Annotated in this window: 14 protein-coding genes; 8 read left to right on the plus strand and 6 right to left on the minus strand. The window is 66.8% G+C overall.

Annotation, left to right across the window (positions count from 1 at the left end; genetic code table 11):
• Positions 1 to 35 precede the first annotated feature (35 nt).
• Both folP and orn read right to left on the minus strand, forming a co-directional pair.
• Positions 36 to 944, minus strand: a complete 909-nt coding sequence (gene folP, locus ACFPME_RS00790) for a dihydropteroate synthase (RefSeq protein ID WP_377301049.1) — start codon at positions 942 to 944, stop codon at positions 36 to 38.
• Between the two features lie 39 nt (positions 945 to 983).
• A complete protein-coding gene (orn, locus tag ACFPME_RS00795; RefSeq protein ID WP_377301052.1) occupies positions 984 to 1,550 on the minus strand; it encodes an oligoribonuclease in 567 nt (188 codons plus the stop codon).
• A 57-nt stretch (positions 1,551 to 1,607) separates the two neighbouring features.
• Here orn and sbcB point away from each other — a divergent pair, with 57 nt between their 5' ends.
• Positions 1,608 to 3,053, plus strand: coding sequence for an exodeoxyribonuclease I (gene sbcB, locus ACFPME_RS00800; protein ID WP_377301054.1), 1,446 nt, complete (start codon positions 1,608 to 1,610; stop codon positions 3,051 to 3,053).
• A gap of 31 nt (positions 3,054 to 3,084) precedes the next feature.
• Positions 3,085 to 3,771, plus strand: coding sequence for a DUF2461 domain-containing protein (locus ACFPME_RS00805; RefSeq protein WP_377301056.1), 687 nt, complete (start codon positions 3,085 to 3,087; stop codon positions 3,769 to 3,771).
• Here ACFPME_RS00805 and ACFPME_RS00810 read toward each other — a convergent pair.
• Genes ACFPME_RS00810 through ligA form a run of 3 tightly spaced genes read right to left on the minus strand, consistent with a single transcriptional unit; the run spans position 3,768 to position 8,474 of the window.
• Positions 3,768 to 5,081 carry an MFS transporter gene (locus ACFPME_RS00810; protein ID WP_377301058.1) on the minus strand — a complete coding sequence of 438 codons (1,314 nt, stop codon included), beginning with the start codon at positions 5,079 to 5,081 and terminating at the stop codon, positions 3,768 to 3,770. The two genes, ACFPME_RS00805 and ACFPME_RS00810, sit on opposite strands and share 4 nt — an antisense overlap.
• A gap of 26 nt (positions 5,082 to 5,107) precedes the next feature.
• Entirely contained in the window at positions 5,108 to 6,097 is a 990-nt protein-coding gene (gene epmA / locus ACFPME_RS00815; protein ID WP_377301060.1) for an EF-P lysine aminoacylase EpmA, read from the minus strand.
• Positions 6,087 to 8,474 (minus strand): NAD-dependent DNA ligase LigA, encoded by a 2,388-nt coding sequence (ligA, locus tag ACFPME_RS00820; protein WP_377301062.1) that lies wholly within the window; start codon positions 8,472 to 8,474, stop codon positions 6,087 to 6,089. The genes epmA and ligA overlap by 11 nt, the downstream gene beginning before the upstream one ends.
• 117 nt (positions 8,475 to 8,591) lie before the next feature.
• Between ligA and ACFPME_RS00825 the strand changes: the two genes are divergently transcribed.
• On the plus strand, positions 8,592 to 9,218 hold the full coding sequence (locus ACFPME_RS00825) for a phosphatase PAP2 family protein (RefSeq protein ID WP_377301064.1): 627 nt from the start codon (positions 8,592 to 8,594) through the stop codon (positions 9,216 to 9,218).
• Positions 9,219 to 9,222: 4 nt separating this feature from the next.
• Here the strand turns inward: ACFPME_RS00825 and rnk are convergent, their stop codons facing one another.
• Positions 9,223 to 9,633: a nucleoside diphosphate kinase regulator gene (rnk, locus tag ACFPME_RS00830; RefSeq protein ID WP_377301066.1), complete on the minus strand. Its 411-nt coding sequence runs from the start codon at positions 9,631 to 9,633 to the stop codon at positions 9,223 to 9,225.
• 184 nt (positions 9,634 to 9,817) lie between these two features.
• Between rnk and ACFPME_RS00835 the strand changes: the two genes are divergently transcribed.
• From ACFPME_RS00835 to ACFPME_RS00855, 5 genes are all read left to right on the plus strand, one after another.
• On the plus strand, positions 9,818 to 11,302 hold the full coding sequence (locus tag ACFPME_RS00835; protein WP_377301068.1) for an MFS transporter: 1,485 nt from the start codon (positions 9,818 to 9,820) through the stop codon (positions 11,300 to 11,302).
• A 68-nt stretch (positions 11,303 to 11,370) separates the two neighbouring features.
• Complete coding sequence (gene nhaD, locus ACFPME_RS00840) at positions 11,371 to 12,762, plus strand: sodium:proton antiporter NhaD (RefSeq protein ID WP_377301070.1); 1,392 nt, start codon at positions 11,371 to 11,373, stop codon at positions 12,760 to 12,762.
• 63 nt (positions 12,763 to 12,825) lie between these two features.
• The gene (locus ACFPME_RS00845; RefSeq protein ID WP_377301072.1) at positions 12,826 to 14,025 is read left to right on the plus strand and encodes a cation:proton antiporter; all 1,200 of its coding nucleotides are present in this window, start codon (positions 12,826 to 12,828) and stop codon (positions 14,023 to 14,025) included.
• A 90-nt stretch (positions 14,026 to 14,115) separates the two neighbouring features.
• Positions 14,116 to 14,502, plus strand: coding sequence for a response regulator (locus ACFPME_RS00850; protein ID WP_377301074.1), 387 nt, complete (start codon positions 14,116 to 14,118; stop codon positions 14,500 to 14,502).
• 207 nt (positions 14,503 to 14,709) lie between these two features.
• The gene (locus ACFPME_RS00855; protein WP_377301076.1) at positions 14,710 to 16,524 is read left to right on the plus strand and encodes a DUF885 domain-containing protein; all 1,815 of its coding nucleotides are present in this window, start codon (positions 14,710 to 14,712) and stop codon (positions 16,522 to 16,524) included.
• The last annotated feature ends 151 nt before the right edge of the window (positions 16,525 to 16,675 follow it).

Raw genomic sequence — 16,675 nt, forward strand, 5'->3', positions numbered from 1 at the left:
TGTATCGAATCAAGGCGCCGTCACGAACATCCGGTTCAATCGTCGTCCGGCCAACGCGGCACGCTGGATTTTTCGACCCGCTGTGGAACCGCATCGACGGCATGTACCGCCCGCCACACTGCCAACGCATCCACGGTGGCGGCCACATCATGCACGCGAACCATGCGCGCTCCACGCTGAACGGCTATCAGGGCCGCCGCCGCCGAGCCCGCCGCACGATCGGCCGGCTCGGTCCGACCGGTCAGCGTGCCGATCATGGCCTTGCGCGAGAGCCCCGCGTAGACGCCGCTGCCCAGATTGCTGAAGCGCTCCAGCGCGCACAGCAGCGCCAGGTTGTGTTCCAGCGTCTTGCCGAAACCAAAACCGACATCGACCAGCACCTTGCGCCGATCGATCCCGGCCAGCTCGCAGGCGAACAGACGGTCCGTGAGAAACCGGTGCACGTCGCCGACCACGTCGGCATAGTGCGGATCGACCTGCATGCTGCGCGGTTCGCCCTGCATGTGCATCAGGCACACCGGCACGCCCAGTTCCGCCACGGCATCCATCGCACCGTCGCGGCGCAAGGCATAGACGTCGTTGATCATGCCGGCACCGGCGGCCACTGCCGCGCGCATCACTTCGGGCTTCGACGTGTCGATCGCGAGCGGCAGCGTGGTACGTGCGATCAGTTGCTCGATCACCGGCAGCACGCGGCGCAGCTCTTCCTCGACCGACACCTCCTCCGCGCCCGGCCGGGTCGACTCGCCGCCGACATCGAGCATGTCCGCGCCCTCCGCCGCCATGCGCAGGCCGTGCGCCACGGCAGACTCCACGTCCGCATGCGAGCCGCCGTCGGAGAACGAGTCGGGGGTGACATTGAGAATGCCGACCACCCGCGCGCGATCCAGCCGCAAGGGGCGGCCGGCGCAATCCAGTACCGTCGCAAACAGATCGTTCGACATCTCTTCACCTCGCTGGTGCCGCCAGCGCCTGCGCAGCACTCAAACCGGAATCTGACCACCCAGCTCGCCCATGAAACGGCGGTAGTGGCGCAGCTCGGCGATGGAATCGCGGATATCGGACAGCGCCGTGTGCGCCGACTCCTTGCCGACACTCCTGGCGACCTCCGGCGCCCAGCGCCTCGCCAGCTCCTTGAGCGTGGACACGTCCAGATTGCGGTAATGGAAGTAGCGCTCCAGCCGCGGCATCTGCCGGTACATGAAGCGTCGATCCTGGCAGATCGAGTTGCCGCACATCGGCGACTTGCCGGGCGGCACCCACGCGCGCAGGAAGTCCACCGTGGCCTGTTCGGCCATCGCGTGGTCCGTCTCGGAAATCAGCACCTGTCGCCACAGCCCGGACTTGTGGTGCTGGTTGGTGTTCCAGCTGTCCATCGATTCAAGCCGATCGATCTCGTGGCGTATCGCGAACACCGGACCATCGGCCAGCACGTTCAGGTCCTTGTCGGTAACGACTGTGGCGATCTCCAGGATCGAGTCGTTGTCGGTGTCGAGGCCGGTCATCTCCAGATCGATCCAGATCAGGTTTTCTTCGTGGGCTTGGCTCATGGAATCTCCTTGTGGGCGGGAGTTTATCAGCCTTGCCAGCATGCGATGATCCCGCCCATGCAGACCTTCTTCTGGCACGACTACGAGACCTCCGGCGCCGACTCGCGGCGCGACCGGCCGGTACAGTTTGCCGGTGTCCGCACCACCCTCGATCTGGAAATCGTGGGCGAGCCGGTGATGTTCTACGGCAAACCGTCGATGGAAATGCCGCCGCACCCGGATGCCTGCATGATCACCGGCATCATCCCGCAACTGACCGAGCGCGAAGGCCTGAACGAGGCCGGGTTCGCCGCCCGGGTGCATGAACAGCTGGCCGCGCCGGGCACCTGCGGTGTCGGCTACAACTCGCTGCGCTTCGACGATGAATTCACGCGGCAGATGCTGTACCGCAATTTTTACGAGCCCTACGGTCGCGAGTGGGAGAACGGCAACTCGCGCTGGGACCTGATCGATCTGGTGCGCCTGTGCCAGGCGCTGCGGCCGGAAGGTATCGTCTGGCCGACCCGCGAGGACGGCTCGCCCAGTTTCAAGCTGGAGCAGCTGGCCCGCGCCAACCAGATCAAGCAGGAGCACGCGCACGACGCGCTGTCGGACGTCCACGCGCTGATCGACCTGGCCCGCCTGATCCGCGTGCGTCAGCCGCGATTGTGGGACTGGTACTACGGCCTGCGCCGCAAGCAGAAGGTATTCGAGCTGCTCGACGTGGTGAACATGACGCCGGTGGTGCACGTGTCCTCGCGCTATCCGGCCAGCCGCCATTGCCTCGCCGTCATCGCGCCGCTGGCGCCGCATCCGAGCCGTCCGGGCGAGGTGATCGTGTACGACCTGGCCACCGACCCGGCCGAATGGCTGGCATTGGACGAGGACGAGATCGCCGACCGCATCTTCACCGCACGTGCCGACCTGCCCGAAGGGATCGAACGCATCCCGTTGCGCACCGTACGCGCCAATCACGCGCCAGCGCTGGCGCCGCTGTCGGTGCTGCAAGGTGTGGACCTGGGTCGCCTGCAGCTCGATCAGGCTCGCTGTCTGGCCCATCGCGACGTGTTGCACGCTGTCGAAGGACTGCCGGAGAAACTCCGGCGAGTGTTCCAGCGTGCTGCCGAACTGCCGCCGCCGGAAGACCCCGAGCTGGCGCTGTACGGCGGTGGCTTCCTGCCCGATGCCGACAAACGGCTGCTGGCCCAGGTGCGCGCCACCCCGCCGGAGCAGTTGGGCACGCGCGTCTTTCCGTTTCGCGATGCGCGATATCCGGAACTGCTGTTCCGCTACCGCGCACGCAACTGGCCCGAGACACTCGATGCTGACGAACGTGCACGCTGGGAAGCTTTCCGCCAGGCCCGACTGACCCGCCACACCGCATTGACCGGCCTGACCCTCGACGACTACTTCGCCCGGCTGGCCGAGCTGCGCAACGATCCGCAGGCGCAGGGCAAGCTGGCGCTGCTCGATCAGTTGCAGGCCTGGGGCGAGCAGCTCGCCGCCGGCATCGACAACCGCTGAATCACCCTCACCTCAAACCCATCGGCCCAGCATGCCCCAGAGCTACTTCACCCCTGCCACCTTCCGCTTCCTTCGCGCACTCGACCGCAACAACCGCCGCGAGTGGTTCCATGCGCACAAGGCCGACTACGAGCGCCACGTGCGCGAGCCGTTCCTGCAATTGATCACCGATCTGCAGGCACCGCTGGCGAAGATCAGCCCGCATTACCGCAGTGATCCGCGCAAGAACGGCGGCTCGCTGTTCCGCATTTTTCGCGACACCCGCTTTTCCAACAACAAGCTCCCCTACAAGCCCTGGCAGGGTTCGCGCTTCTTCCATGAACGCCGCCATGAGATCCCGGCGCCGTCGTTCTACCTGCATATACAGCCCGGCGACTGCTTCGCCGGTGGTGGCATGTGGCACCCGGAGCCGGATGCGCTCAAGCACATTCGCGGCTTTCTCGTCGACAATCCCGCCGCATGGAAAGGCGCGACCCGCAGCAAGGCGTTTCGCGATCATCTGCACCTGGGAGGCGAATCGTTGGTGCGGCCGCCGCGCGGTTACGATCCGGCACACGAGTTGATCGACGATCTCAGGCGCAAGGACTTCGTCGCATCCGCCGGCTTCAGCGAAGAGCTTGCCTGCTCCAGCGAGTTGCTGCCGTGGACAGTGACCACGTTCAAGCGTGTCGCGCCGCTGGTCGATTACCTGTGCGCGGCGCAGGAGCTGGAGTTCTAGGCCCGTCGCGACGCATCGCGCGACGTGGCGATCGACCAGCCGGCCACGCCGATGCCGATCACGGCGGTAAACGCCACGTAATGCGCCGGCGCCAGCACGCCGAACCGCTCGACCAGCAGGCCGATCAACGGCGGCGTAAGGCCACCGAACAGCGCGTAGGCGATGTTGTACGAAAACGACAACCCGGAGAACCGCACCGCCGGAGGAAACGCCAGCACCATCAGCGTCGGCACCACGCCCGTCACGCCCACGCTGAAGCCGGTAAGCGCATACAACGCGACAAAGTGCACGCCGCCGGCCCGCAGATCGACGTACAGCGCATAGCTGCACAGCAGCAGCCCGATCGCACCCGCCAGCAAGGCGCGCGCATGGCCGGTGCGATCGGCCAGCCAGCCGAAGAACAGGCAGCCCAGCGCCAGCGCGAACGAGGCCGCGTTGTTGCCCAGGAACGCACGCGCCGGCTCGATGTGGAACACCGACTGCGCCAGCGTCGGTGTCATCAGGATCATCACCACGATCGCAGCGGTGAGCATCCAGGTCACCAGCATCGACACCAGCACGCCCGCCAGATGCCGCTCGAACACCTGCCGCAGCGGCAGCCCCCTCGCGAGCTCCTTGCGCGCGTGCATCGCCTCGAACACCGGTGTCTCGCTGAGCCAGCGGCGCAGCCAAACCGCGAAGAAGCCGAACACGCCGCCGACCAGGAACGGCAGTCGCCAGCCGTAATCGAGCACGGCGGCAGGCGTGAGTTCACGATGGATCGCCGCCGCCACGAGCGAGCCGATCAGGATGCCTGCGGTGAGCCCCGAGGTAAGGCTGGCGCAGGCGAAGCCGATCCTCTGCGCGGGCACGTGCTCGGCCACGAAAACCCACGCGCCCGGCACCTCGCCACCTACCGCAATGCCCTGCACCACCCGCAGCACCAGCAGCAGCAACGGCGCCAGCATGCCGACCTGCGCATACACCGGCAGCAAGCCGATACCCAGCGTGGGCACCGCCATCAGGAACACGCTCAGGGTGAACATCTTCTTGCGTCCCAGCTTGTCGCCGTAGTGCGCCATCACGATGCCGCCCAGCGGCCGCGCCAGATAGCCCGCCGCGAAGATGCCAAACACCTGCAACTGTGCCAGCCACCCGGCGGTGCCGGGGGGAAAGAACAGGTGCCCCAGTGGAATGGCGAAGAACACGAACACCACGAAGTCGTAGAACTCCAGCGCACCGCCGAGCGCCGCCAGCGCCAGCGTGCGGATGTCGCGGCGGTCGAGGCGTTCGCGCGGCGCACGCGTGACCGGGCTTTCCACAAATGTCATCGGGTTCGGGTTCCTGGTGAAAAGGATCAGGCCTGCGCGAAGGAAAACGCCAGCACGTCGGCGATGGCGTCGGTATCGGCCAGGCACATCAACAATCGCTCCACGCCCAGTGCCACACCGGCGCAATCGGGGATGGCGTCGAGCACGTCGAGCAAGGCGTGATCGAGCGGAACCTCGCGCAGGCCACGCTCACGCCGTATCGCGTTGTCGCGCCCGAAACGCCGGCGTTGTTCCGCCGCATCGTTCAACTCGTGATAGCCATTGGCCAGCTCGTGGCGCCCAAGGTACAGCTCGAAACGCTCGGCCAGCGGTGGATCGCCGGCGCGGATCTTCGCCAGCGCGCATTGCGTCGCCGGATAGTCGTGGATCACCGTGATGCGGTCGCGCGGAAACGCCGGCTGCAATTTGTGCGTGATCAGCAGATCGAGCCAGTCGTCGTGGCCGAGCCCTTCCGGGTCGATGCCCCACTCGCCCAGCGGCGTGCGCAGTTCGTCGATTGGCGCCTGCAGCGGATCGATGCCGAGTTCGTCGAGGAACAGTTGCCGATAGCTGGTGACGACCACCTCGGCCCGCCGGCCAACCATCGCCAGCGCCGCCTCGACCAGCGCAATGGTCTCCTGCATAAGCTGCCGATGATCCCAACCGACCCGATACCACTCCAGCATGGTGAACTCGGGGTTGTGCCGCCCGCCCGCCTCGCCATTGCGGAACACCCGACCCAGTTCGTAGCAATCCCCGACGCCGGCAGCGAGCAGCCGCTTCAGCGGAAATTCCGGCGAGGTGCGCAGCCAGCGTTCGCGCGCGCCCGCATCCACATGGCCGTGAAAGAACGTGCTGAAGCTCTCGATGTTCGGCTCGGTATTGCCGGCGGCAGACAGGATCGGGGTTTCCACTTCCAGGATCTGGCGCTCGGCGAAGAAGCGGCGGATCAGCTGGTAGGCGCCCGCACGCAGGCGCAATGACCGCTCCAGCGATGGAAGGTGCCTGTCGGCAGGGAGCGCCCCCTCACCCTTCATGTTCGGCCAGCAGCGCCAGCAACTGCGCCTCGTCCCACACCGCGACTCCCAACTCCTTCGCCTTGTCCAGCTTCGAACCGGCGTCCGCGCCGGCCACCACGAAACTGGTTTTCTTCGACACCGAGCCGGATACCTTGGCGCCCAGCGCTTCCAGCCGCTCCTTCGCTTCATCGCGGCTGAGCGAGGTGAGCGCGCCCGTGAGCACGATGGTCTGCTCAGCCAGCGGTGCGCGCACCGCCGTCGCCTTCGCCGGAATCGCCTTGAGCAGACGCCGCATCGCTGCCTCGGCGTCGCGCAATTCGGCCACGGCAGCCGCGTCGGCGAGATGGGTTTCAAGGCCCGCTGCAGCCGCCTGCGGCACGCCGGCAGTGATCCAGTGCGCCGGGCCGCCGGCCAGCAGCTGGTCGAGCGTGGGGAAATGCTGCGCCAGCAGCGTGCAGCTCTTGGGGCCGAGCTTGTTGATCTTCGCCATGTCCAGCAGCACGCCCAGATTGAGGCGCTCGCGCAGCAGCGGCGACGGAGCCGACTCGTCGCTGAAAGTGATGCCGGCCGCCAGCAGGGCATCGACCACCTGCTGATTGCCTTCCTGCGCGAAGAATCCGGCGATCGACGTGGCCACTTCGCCGCCGATGTCCGGCAACACCCGCAACACCGGCGCCGGCGTGCTGCGCACGAGGTCGAGCCGGCCCAACCATGCCGCCAGTGTCTTCGCGGTGCTCTCGCCGATATGCATGATGCCGAGCGCGAACAGGAAGCGCGCCAGCGTGGTGTGCTTGCTGGCCTCGATGCCGGCGACCAGGTTCTCGGCCCACTTGGTCGCCACCTTGCCGGCTTTCACTGTCTCCGGCGTGGTCCCATCACGCTCGTCGAGGCGCCGCTTCATGTCGACGAAATCGTCCACGTCCAACCCATACAGGTCGGCCGGCGTGTGCACGATATCCAGTTCCACCAGCGCCTCGGCGAAGCGCTCGCCGAGGCCATCGATATCCATCGCCCGGCGCGAAGCGAAGTGGATCAGCGCCTCCTTGCGCTGCGCGGCGCAGATCAGCCCGCCTGAGCATCGCCAGGCCGCCGCACCCTCTTCACGGATCAGTGCGGATCCGCACACCGGGCACCGTGCCGGCATGGCCCACGGCACGGTTCCGGGCGGACGCTGGTCCTCGACCACCCGGACCACTTCGGGAATCACGTCGCCGGCGCGGCGCACGATCACCGTGTCGCCCACGCGCACATCCAACCGCGCGATCTGGTCGGCGTTGTGCAGCGTGGCGTAGGTCACCGTCACGCCGGCCACCTGCACTGGCTCCATCCGCGCACGCGGCGTCGCTGCGCCGGTGCGGCCGATCTGGATCTCGATGTCGAGCAGGCGCGTGGTCTGTTCCTGCGCCGGGAATTTGTGCGCGATCGCCCAGCGCGGCGCGCGCGAGACGAAGCCCATTTCGCGCTGGCCGGCGTAGTCGTCCAGCTTGTAGACCACGCCGTCGATGTCGTATGGCAAGGAATCGCGCTTCGCGCCGATGCGCCGGTAATACGCTATCAGGCCATCGAAGCCACGGGCGACATCGACTTCCGGCGATACCGGAAACCCCCACTCGCGCAGTTGCTTCAGCGTGGCGGAATGCGTCGGAGGCAGCTCGCCCCCTTCGACCACGCCGATCGCGTAGGCGAAGAAGCTCAGCCGCCGTTTCGCCGTGATCGCCGGATCGAGCTGGCGCAGCGAGCCGGCGGCGGCATTGCGCGGATTCGCCAGCGACTTCTCGTCGTGCGCGCGGGCGCGCTCGTTGAACGCCTCGAAATCCTTGCGCAGCATGATCACTTCGCCGCGCACTTCCAGCACGTCGGGCCAGCCGCTGCCACGCAGCTTCAACGGAATGGCCCGCACCGTACGCAGATTGGCGGTGACATCCTCGCCGGTCTCGCCATCGCCGCGGGTGGCGCCCTGCACGAACACGCCGTGTTCATAGCGCAGGCTGATTGCCAGGCCATCGAGTTTGGGCTCGACCGAGAACAGCGGGTCCCGCCGGTCCAGCGTCTGTTCGATGCGCCGCTCGAATTCGGCCACTTCGCGGAAGCGCTCACGCTCCGCCTCACCCTCCTGCTCGAACGCGTTGCCCAGCGACAGCATCGGCAACCGGTGCCTCACCTCGGCAAAACCACCCTGCGCCCGCGCGCCGATCTTGCGCGTGGGCGAGTCGTTGGAAGCGAGCGCCGGGTAGTCGGCTTCCAGCGCTTCCAGCTCGCGCATCAGGCGGTCGTAATCGGCGTCGGTGATGTCCGGATCGTCGAGCACGTGATAGCGGTAATTGGCCTGCTCGATCTGCGCCCGCAGCGCGGCGGCGCGGGCGATGGCCTGGGCGGGGGCTGGGCGATCGGTCATGCGGGTCTCCTTGGGTCCGCCCAGTTTAGCGATACCCGCCGATTCCGGCCGGGAAGTAAGCGAAACGAAAGCTGGCAGGCATAGGTTCGGGCGCAAACTGTGCAGGAGTGATCGATCATGCGCATGAAGCCGTACCTCGCATGCCTGGCCGCCATGACCATCTCCGGTACCGCCATGGCGAGCGGCGGGCCGCTGGGCATCGACCATCGGATCCACTACGACAACAGTGGCATCTGGAATCGCCGCGACCAGAACGCGTTGATGTACGGCACCATCATCACCGTCGGCGTCGGCGCCCTGGCGTTCGGCGACAACGACAAGCTCGGCGATACTTTCTGGCGTTCGGTCGATGCCATGGTGGTCTCCGGTGTCGGCGCGCAGGCGATGAAATACACCTTCCAGCGCGAGCGTCCCTCCCAGACGGACAACCCCAACCGCTTCTTCCAGGGGCGGCACGCGCAGAGTTTCCCCAGCGGCGAGGTAACTGCGATTTCGGCGGCGGTCACCCCGTTCATCGTTGCCTACGGCGACGATCACCCGGCCGTTTACGCGCTCGCCCTGCTGCCGGTCTACGACGCGGTGGCGCGGGTCAAGACCCGCGGACACTGGCAGAGCGACGTGCTGGTCGGCGCGGCGCTCGGCACGGGCGTTGGCCTGTGGGCCGCCCATCGACAATCGCCACTGATTGTCGGCTGGCTGCCGGGGGGGTTTCAGGTGGGCTTCGTGCACCACTTCAAGCCGTGATGGCTCAGCGGTGGAGATGCCCGGCCGCTTCGGGCTGGTAGCTGACCTCCAGCACCTTCAGGCGACGCTTGTGTCCATCCGGGGTTGGCCAGTCGATCTGCTGGCCACGCGCCAAGCCCAGCAAAGCGCTGCCTACCGGCGCCAGAATCGACACCGTCCCTGGCGCACCGGCCGCCGCCGGGTAGACCAGGGTCAGGGTGAGCTTATCGCCGCTGCCTTGGTCCATGAAGGTGACCGTGGAGTTCATCGTCACCGTGTGCTCCGGCATGGCAGCGGGCTCGACCACCTCGGCGCGATCGAGCTCCGCACGCAATGCATCGAGCTTCGCAGCATCGGTGGCGGGCAGTCGCTCCAGCAACGCTTCGATGCGCGCCAGGTCGATGCGGGAAACGGTGATTGGTGGTTTGCTGCTCATGGCTTTTCCTGATGCTTGCGGCTCCTGCCGCACAAAAGCACGCGCCGGAACGTAACCGTTCCGGCGCGTGGGGTCGTGAATGGCCGCCATGACTATCTGGGCATGACTGGCTGATGAAACAAGGCTGACTCTGCTGATACCCCCTGTGAAAAGCAAGCTGTCGTAGCAGGTATCATGCGCGGCGATGCCTCCCCAAGCCGCCGCGGACCCCCACGCTGCCGCCGCTGCTGTCTCCAAGCCAGCGCCGGCCTCCGCCGACACGTCCGGGATATCGTCGCGCGAGCGCTTCCGTGGCCTGCTGTGGCTGGTTGCTGCAGCGTTCTTCATGCAGGCGCTGGATTCGACCGTGGTCAACACAGCCGTACCGGCGATGGCCCAGGCGCTGGCGGTGACGCCGCTGGGCATGCGCACCGCGTTGACCAGCTACGTGCTGACCCTGGCGATCCTGATTCCCGCCAGCCCCTGGTTGTGCGATCGCCTCGGCACGCGCCGCGTCTTCGGCATCGCCATCGTCGTGTTCGGCGTGGGCTCGTTGCTGTGCGGGGTCGCGCAGACCCTGCCCCAACTCGTCGCCGCACGGGTGTTGCAGGGCATCGGCGGCGCCTCGCTGATGCCGGTGGGCCGCTATGTGCTGGTGCGCAGCATCGACAAGCACGAGTTCGTGCACGCGATGAGTACCGTGGCCACGTTCGGCCTGCTCGGCTCGGTGCTGGGGCCGCTGCTCGGCGGCGCGCTGGTGCAGTTCACCTCGTGGCGGCTGATCTTTCTGATCAACGTGCCGGTGGCGATCGCAGGCGTGTGGATGAACAAACGCGACATGCCCGACTACCGGCTCGATCGCGCCAACCGTTTCGACCTGCTGGGCTTCCTGCTGTTTGCCGCCGCCTCCGCGTTGCTGCTGACCGCCTCGGAACTGGCCGGCAGCCATCCGGTGCCATGGGCGCGGATCGGACTGTGCGGCATGCTCGCGCTGCTGCTGGGCGCGGTCTACGTGTGGCACAGCCGGCGCACGCCGTATCCGGTGGCGGATCTGCGGCTGTTGCGCGTGCGCAGCGTGTGGGTGGCGCTGGCTGGTGGCCTGTTCACCCGGCTCGGCATCTCCGGCATGTTCCTGCTGCTGGTGCTGTTTCTGCAGGTGGGCTGCGGCTGGTCGCCGCTGATGGCCGGCTTGATGATGGTGCCGCAGGCGGTGGGTTCGATCAGCGCCAAATGGATGATCAACCGGGCCCTGGTGCACTACGGCTACCGGCGCCTGCTGCTCGGCAACACGGTGATCGTGGCCATGCTGCTCGCCACGTTCGCCCTGCTCGGCCCGACTTCGCCGGTCTGGCTGATTGTCCTGCTGACCTTCGGTTACGGCTGTTTCGCGGGGCTGCAATACACCGCGATGAACACCCTGATCTACCACGATGTCGATATCCAGCACGCCTCGATGGTTTCGTCGATGGCCTCGACCGTGCAGTACCTCGCGATGAGCTTCGGCATCGCGTTGGCCACGTTGCTGATGGAAGCGCTGCTGCAGGGGCACGCCCACGACGACTACGTCGTGGCGTTCCGCTGGACGGTCTTGTTGCTGGCGGTGATCACGGCCGCGGCAAGCCGCGTGTTCAGCCGGCTCCGCGTCGACCGTGCGCCGGCCGTCGCGGCGCCGCCACCGACACGCCCGTAGCGGCAGCGGCCCGCGAGCGCCTGATACGCTGTGCGGCGATCACCTGCAGCTTCTCTTGAGGATCTTCCATGCGCTGGTTTGCCGCCCTGGCCACCATATTTGCCAGCACGTCGGTATTCGCCGCCGAATCCGTCGACGTGAACTTTCACCTGGTGCGGCACCCGGTCGGCTGGCTTGCGCTGGCGTTGTTCGTGCTGGCGTATGTGGCGGTGGTTTTCGAGGAGCGTATCCACATCGCCAAATCCAAGCCGGTGATGCTGGCGGCGGCGTTGATCTGGGGCATGATCGCCTGGAAAGCCGGGGGGCCGGGTGGTGACGCCACGCTGGCCCGGCAAGCGTTCGAGACGATGTTCCTCGAATACGCGGAGATCTTCTTCTTCCTGGTCGTGGCGATGACGTATGTCACCGCGATGGGCGAGCGCGGCGTGTTCGAGGCGTTGCGTTCGCAGCTGACCCGGCGCGGCTTCAGCTACCGCTCGCTGTTCTGGATCACCGGCCTGCTGGCGTTCCTGCTTTCGCCGGTGCTGGACAACATGACTACCGCGCTGGTGATGTCGGCGGTGATCCTGGCGGTGGGCGCCGGCAACGCGCGCTTCATCACGCTGGCGATGATCAACCTGGTGGTGGCAGCAAATGCCGGTGGCGCCTGGAGCGCGTTCGGCGACATCACCACGCTGATGGTGTGGCAGGCGAACAAGGCGCAGTTCTTCGATTTCTTCCGGCTGTTTTTTCCGGCGGTGGTCAACTGGTCGATACCCGCGCTGATCATGTCCTTCGCCCTGCCCCGCGGCAGGCCCGGTGGTGCCGACGGCCACGGCCGGATCAAGCATGGCGGCATCGGCATCTGCCTGACGTTTGCGCTGACCATCGCGATCACCGTGGCCGGTCGCCAGTGGCTGGGGATGCCTGCCGCCTACGGCATGCTGACCGGCCTGGCCCTGCTCAACCTGGTGGCCAGCCGCATCGACTACCGGCAGCGCCACTACGCGCTGGCGCAAGGCATGGAGGAACAGGGCTATTCGATCTTCCGCATCATCGCCAACGCCGAGTGGGACACGCTGCTGTTCTTCTACGGCGTGTTTGCCTGCGTCGGCGGACTGGCCGCGCTCGGCTACCTTGAGCTGGCCTCGCAGCAGCTCTACGGCAACCTCGGGCCCACCATGGCCAATGCCGCGATGGGCGTGCTGTCGTCGCTGGTCGACAACATCCCGATCATGTTCGCGGTGATCAAGATGAATCCGCCGATGGATGGCGCGCAGTGGCTGCTGGTCACGCTGACCGCCGGCGTCGGCGGCAGCCTGCTGTCGGTGGGGTCGGCAGCGGGCGTGGCGCTGATGGGTGCGGCCCGCGGGCAATACACCTTCATGAGCCATCTGCGCTGGAGCTGGGCGATCGCGCTGGGCTATGTCGCCAGCATCGCATTGCATCTGTGGATGACCGCCGCGCTGTTCGGCGGCTGAGCCCGGCGTCAGCGGCAGCACCGGCGTGTAGCATTCGGGCATCGCCTGAAGGAACGACGACCGATGCACCATGCCGCCGACATCCTGCTCACCTTGTTCATCATCTTCGTGGCCGCCCAGATCGGGGCGGAGATCGCCCAACGCCTGAAACTCCCCGGCGTGGTCGGCGAGATCGCCGCCGGCTGCGTGGTGGGTCCGTCGCTGCTGGGCTGGCTCAGGCCCGAGCAGATCCTGCCGGGTACGCCGCTGGACGTACTGGCCGAGATCGGCGTGGTGTTGCTGCTGTTCTCAGTGGGCCTGGAAACGCGCCTGGACGACCTGAAGAAAGTTGGCAAGAGCGCCCTGCTGGTCGGGGTGCTCGGCGTGATCGTGCCATTCGGCGCCGGCGCCCTGTGGGCGCACGGCGAGGGCTTCGAATGGGTGAAGTCGCTGTTCGTCGCCGCGGCCTTCGTCGCCACCTCGGCCGGCATCACCGCACGGGTGCTGCAGGAACTGGGCGTGCTGCAGCGAACCGAGAGCCGGGTGATCCTGGGCGCCGCGGTGATCGACGACATCCTCGCCATGCTGCTGCTCGGCGTGGTGTCGTCGCTGCAGGGCGGCGGCTCGCTGGACCTGCAATCGCTGCTGCTGACCCTGTCCGGCGCGATCGGTTTCGTGGCGATCATCGGCTGGGGTGGCTCGAAGGTGATGCGCCACCGCTCAGCCTGGCTGGAGGCGCCGATCAGCACGCACTCCGCGCTGACCGTGGTGCTGGCGATCTGCCTGGGGCTGGCGTGGCTGTCGACCCGCTTCGGCCTGGCCGCCATCATCGGCGCGTTCCTCGCCGGCATGATCGCCTCGGAAACGCGTCAGCGCGACGAGCTGGAACACCAGACCCTGCCGCTGCTGTCGTTTCTCACCCCGTTCTTCTTCGTGGTGACCGGCGCCAAGGTCAACCTGGCGGAACTGGCCAGCGTCGGGGCATTGGCGATGCTGGCGGTGGTCACCGTGATCGCGATCGTGTCCAAGCTGCTCGGCGGGTTTCTGGGTGCGTTGTCGCTGGGCCGGCGCGCCGCCACCATCATCGGTTTCGGCATGGTGCCGCGCGGCGAGGTGGGCGTGGTGATCGCCAGCCTGGGGCTGGCCGCCGGCGTGTTCAGCGACCGCATCTACGCCATCATCGTGGCGATGTCGCTGCTCACCGCCATGGTCACGCCGCCGGTGCTGGCGTGGTTGCTGAAGCGCCAGGCCAGCCACGATCCCGCGGCCACGGGGCTTGAGTGAAGGGTTGAACCCGGCAACGGCACGCCGATTCACCCTCCGCGCCGGACTGCGTCTATGCTGCATCGGGGCGTGCAGATTTCGAGGCTGGCCGTGGATACCGACAAAACCGTCCTCATTGTCGATGACGACGACATGGTGCTGGAGTCCATCGACCTGCACCTGTCCGCTACCGATGGCTACCAGACCGTCCGCGCGCAAGGCGCCGCCGGCGCGCTGAGCCACATGCAGAATGCGCCGGGCATCGACGTGATCGTCGCCGACGTGATCCTGGCCGGTACCATCAATGGCATCGACCTATGCCGGAAAGCGATCGAACATTACCCCGCCATCGCGGTCGTCGTGATCACGGCCGACACGGAAGTGAAGTGCGCCGACATTCCCGCGCGCGGCGTATTCCTGCGCAAACCGTTCGGGGGCGCGCAATTGCTCGGCGCCATTGACCTGGCGTTGGGGAACGCAGGGGCAGTTTCGGCTTAGTGCGGATTACCCATGGGTTGAGCAGGGCAATTCGCGGGCCGGCCTGCGGGCTCCTCGAAGGGCTTCCCCGCGACGTCAGGATCATCGAGGATCCGGCCCTGCTTCGACAGGCCTCGCACGAATGACACGGCGCCGGCCTCCCGGGAGGATTGCACCCCGCCACTACAACACCTAGGCTCGGCGCTTCCATCCTCACGGAAGCCGACCATGCGCCCGTTCCGCGTCATCACGCTGTCCGCCGTCATCACCGTCCTTCTCGTCGGCTGCACGCCCGGCGCACCGCCTCCCGCGCAGAAAGCGACTCCCGCCCCGGCCTCCACCGCCGCTGCGCCCGCCAGCGACAGCGCAGCGCTGGCCTCGGCCGTGGATACCTTCCTCACCGGCATGTTCGAGCACAACCCGGTGTTCGCCGCCAACGCCGGCAAGCACGAATTCGACGGCAAGCTGCCCGACTACAGTCCGGCTGGCCTGAAGGCGACTGCCGACTGGCTGCACGCGCAGCGAAGCACGTTCACCGCCTTCGCCGACGACAAGCTCGACGCACAAGGTCGCTTTCAGCGCGACTACGTGCTGGCGGTGATCGACGGCCAGTTGTTCTGGCTGGAGGAATCCGGCGCGCCGCACAACAACCCGACCTGGTACACCGGCGACCTGTCGCCGAGCATGTACCTGACCCGACCGTACGCGCCGCTGGCCCAGCGCATGGCGGCATTCATCAGCTACCAGGAGGCGCTGCCCAAGGCACTGGCGCAGATCAAGGCCAACCTCGGGCTGCCGCTGCCGGCGTCGTACATCGACGTGGGAGTCAACTCGTTCGGCGGCTTCGCCAGCTTCTTCAAGACCGACGTGCCGGGCATCTTTGCCGCTGTGAAGGACGACGCCCTGCAGGCCCGATTCAGGGCCAGCAATGCCGCGGCGATCAAAGCCTCGCAGGATCTGGCCGACTGGTTGAAAGCGCAGAAACCCCAGGCCACCCAGAACTATGCGTTGGGGGCGGGGAAATTCTCGAAAATGCTGCATGCCACCGAACGGGTCGACCTGCCGTTGGATCAGCTCAAGGCCATCGGCGAGTCGGATCTCAAACGCAACCTCGCCGCGCTCAAGACGGCCTGCGATCAGTTCGCACCCGGCAAGTCGCTCAGCGCATGCGTGGCCAAGGAGAGCGCCGACAAGCCGGCCGGCGGTGCCGTGGAAGGCGCGCGAGCGCAGCTGGCGAGCCTGCGCCAGTTCATCGTCGACAAGGATCTGGTGAGCATCCCGGGCACCGAGCAGGCCAAGGCCGAAGAGGCGCCGCCATTCAACCGCTGGAACTTCGCCTATATCGAGATTCCCGGCCCGTACGAGAGAAACCTGCCGTCGGTCTATTACATCGCCCCGCCAGATCCGACCTGGAGCAAGGCCGACCAGCAGGCTTACGTTCCGGGCAAGGCCGCGCTGCTGTTCGTCTCCGCGCATGAGGTCTGGCCGGGTCACTTCCTGCAGTTCCTGCACGCCAACCGCGCCCACTGGAAATTCGGCCAGCTGTTCGTCGGCTATGCCTTCGCCGAAGGCTGGGCGCACTACGCCGAGGAAATGATGTTCGACGCCGGCCTGGAAGGTGCCACGCCGGAAGTCCATATCGGCCAGTTGACCAACGCCCTGCTGCGCGACGTGCGCTACCTCTCCGCCATCGGCCTGCACACCGGCGGCATGACCATCGCGCAGTCCGAGCAGCTGTTCCGCGACAAGGCCTTCCAGGACCCGGGCAATGCCCGCCAGCAGGCGGCACGCGGCACCTACGATCCGGCTTACCTCAACTACACGATGGGCAAGCTGATGATCATGCAGCTGCGCCAGGACTGGATCGCGGCACACCCCGGCCCGAACGCGCTGAAGGCGTTCCACGACCAGTTCCTCAGCTACGGCGGGCCGCCAATCCCGCTGGTGCGGGCGCAGATGCTGGGAGGAGAGCCGGCGGCGAAACTTTGGATGGCGAGTGCACCGGCCGCAGCCGATGCTATGCCCGCCAGGCCATCACGGTAGGACCTGGCGCCGACGAACCATCGGCCGGGCGGTCAGGCCGATTCGCTTTCCGATGAGCGAACCTGACCGCCGCTCCGCGGCGATATGCCAGCCCGGCCCTGGTGCGGCGACGCTGCCGCCCGGGTTGTGCAGCGCCTGCGCCATCCGGTGA

It is taken from the genome of Rhodanobacter umsongensis (assembly GCF_042654965.1).
GTDB lineage: Bacteria > Pseudomonadota > Gammaproteobacteria > Xanthomonadales > Rhodanobacteraceae > Rhodanobacter > Rhodanobacter umsongensis.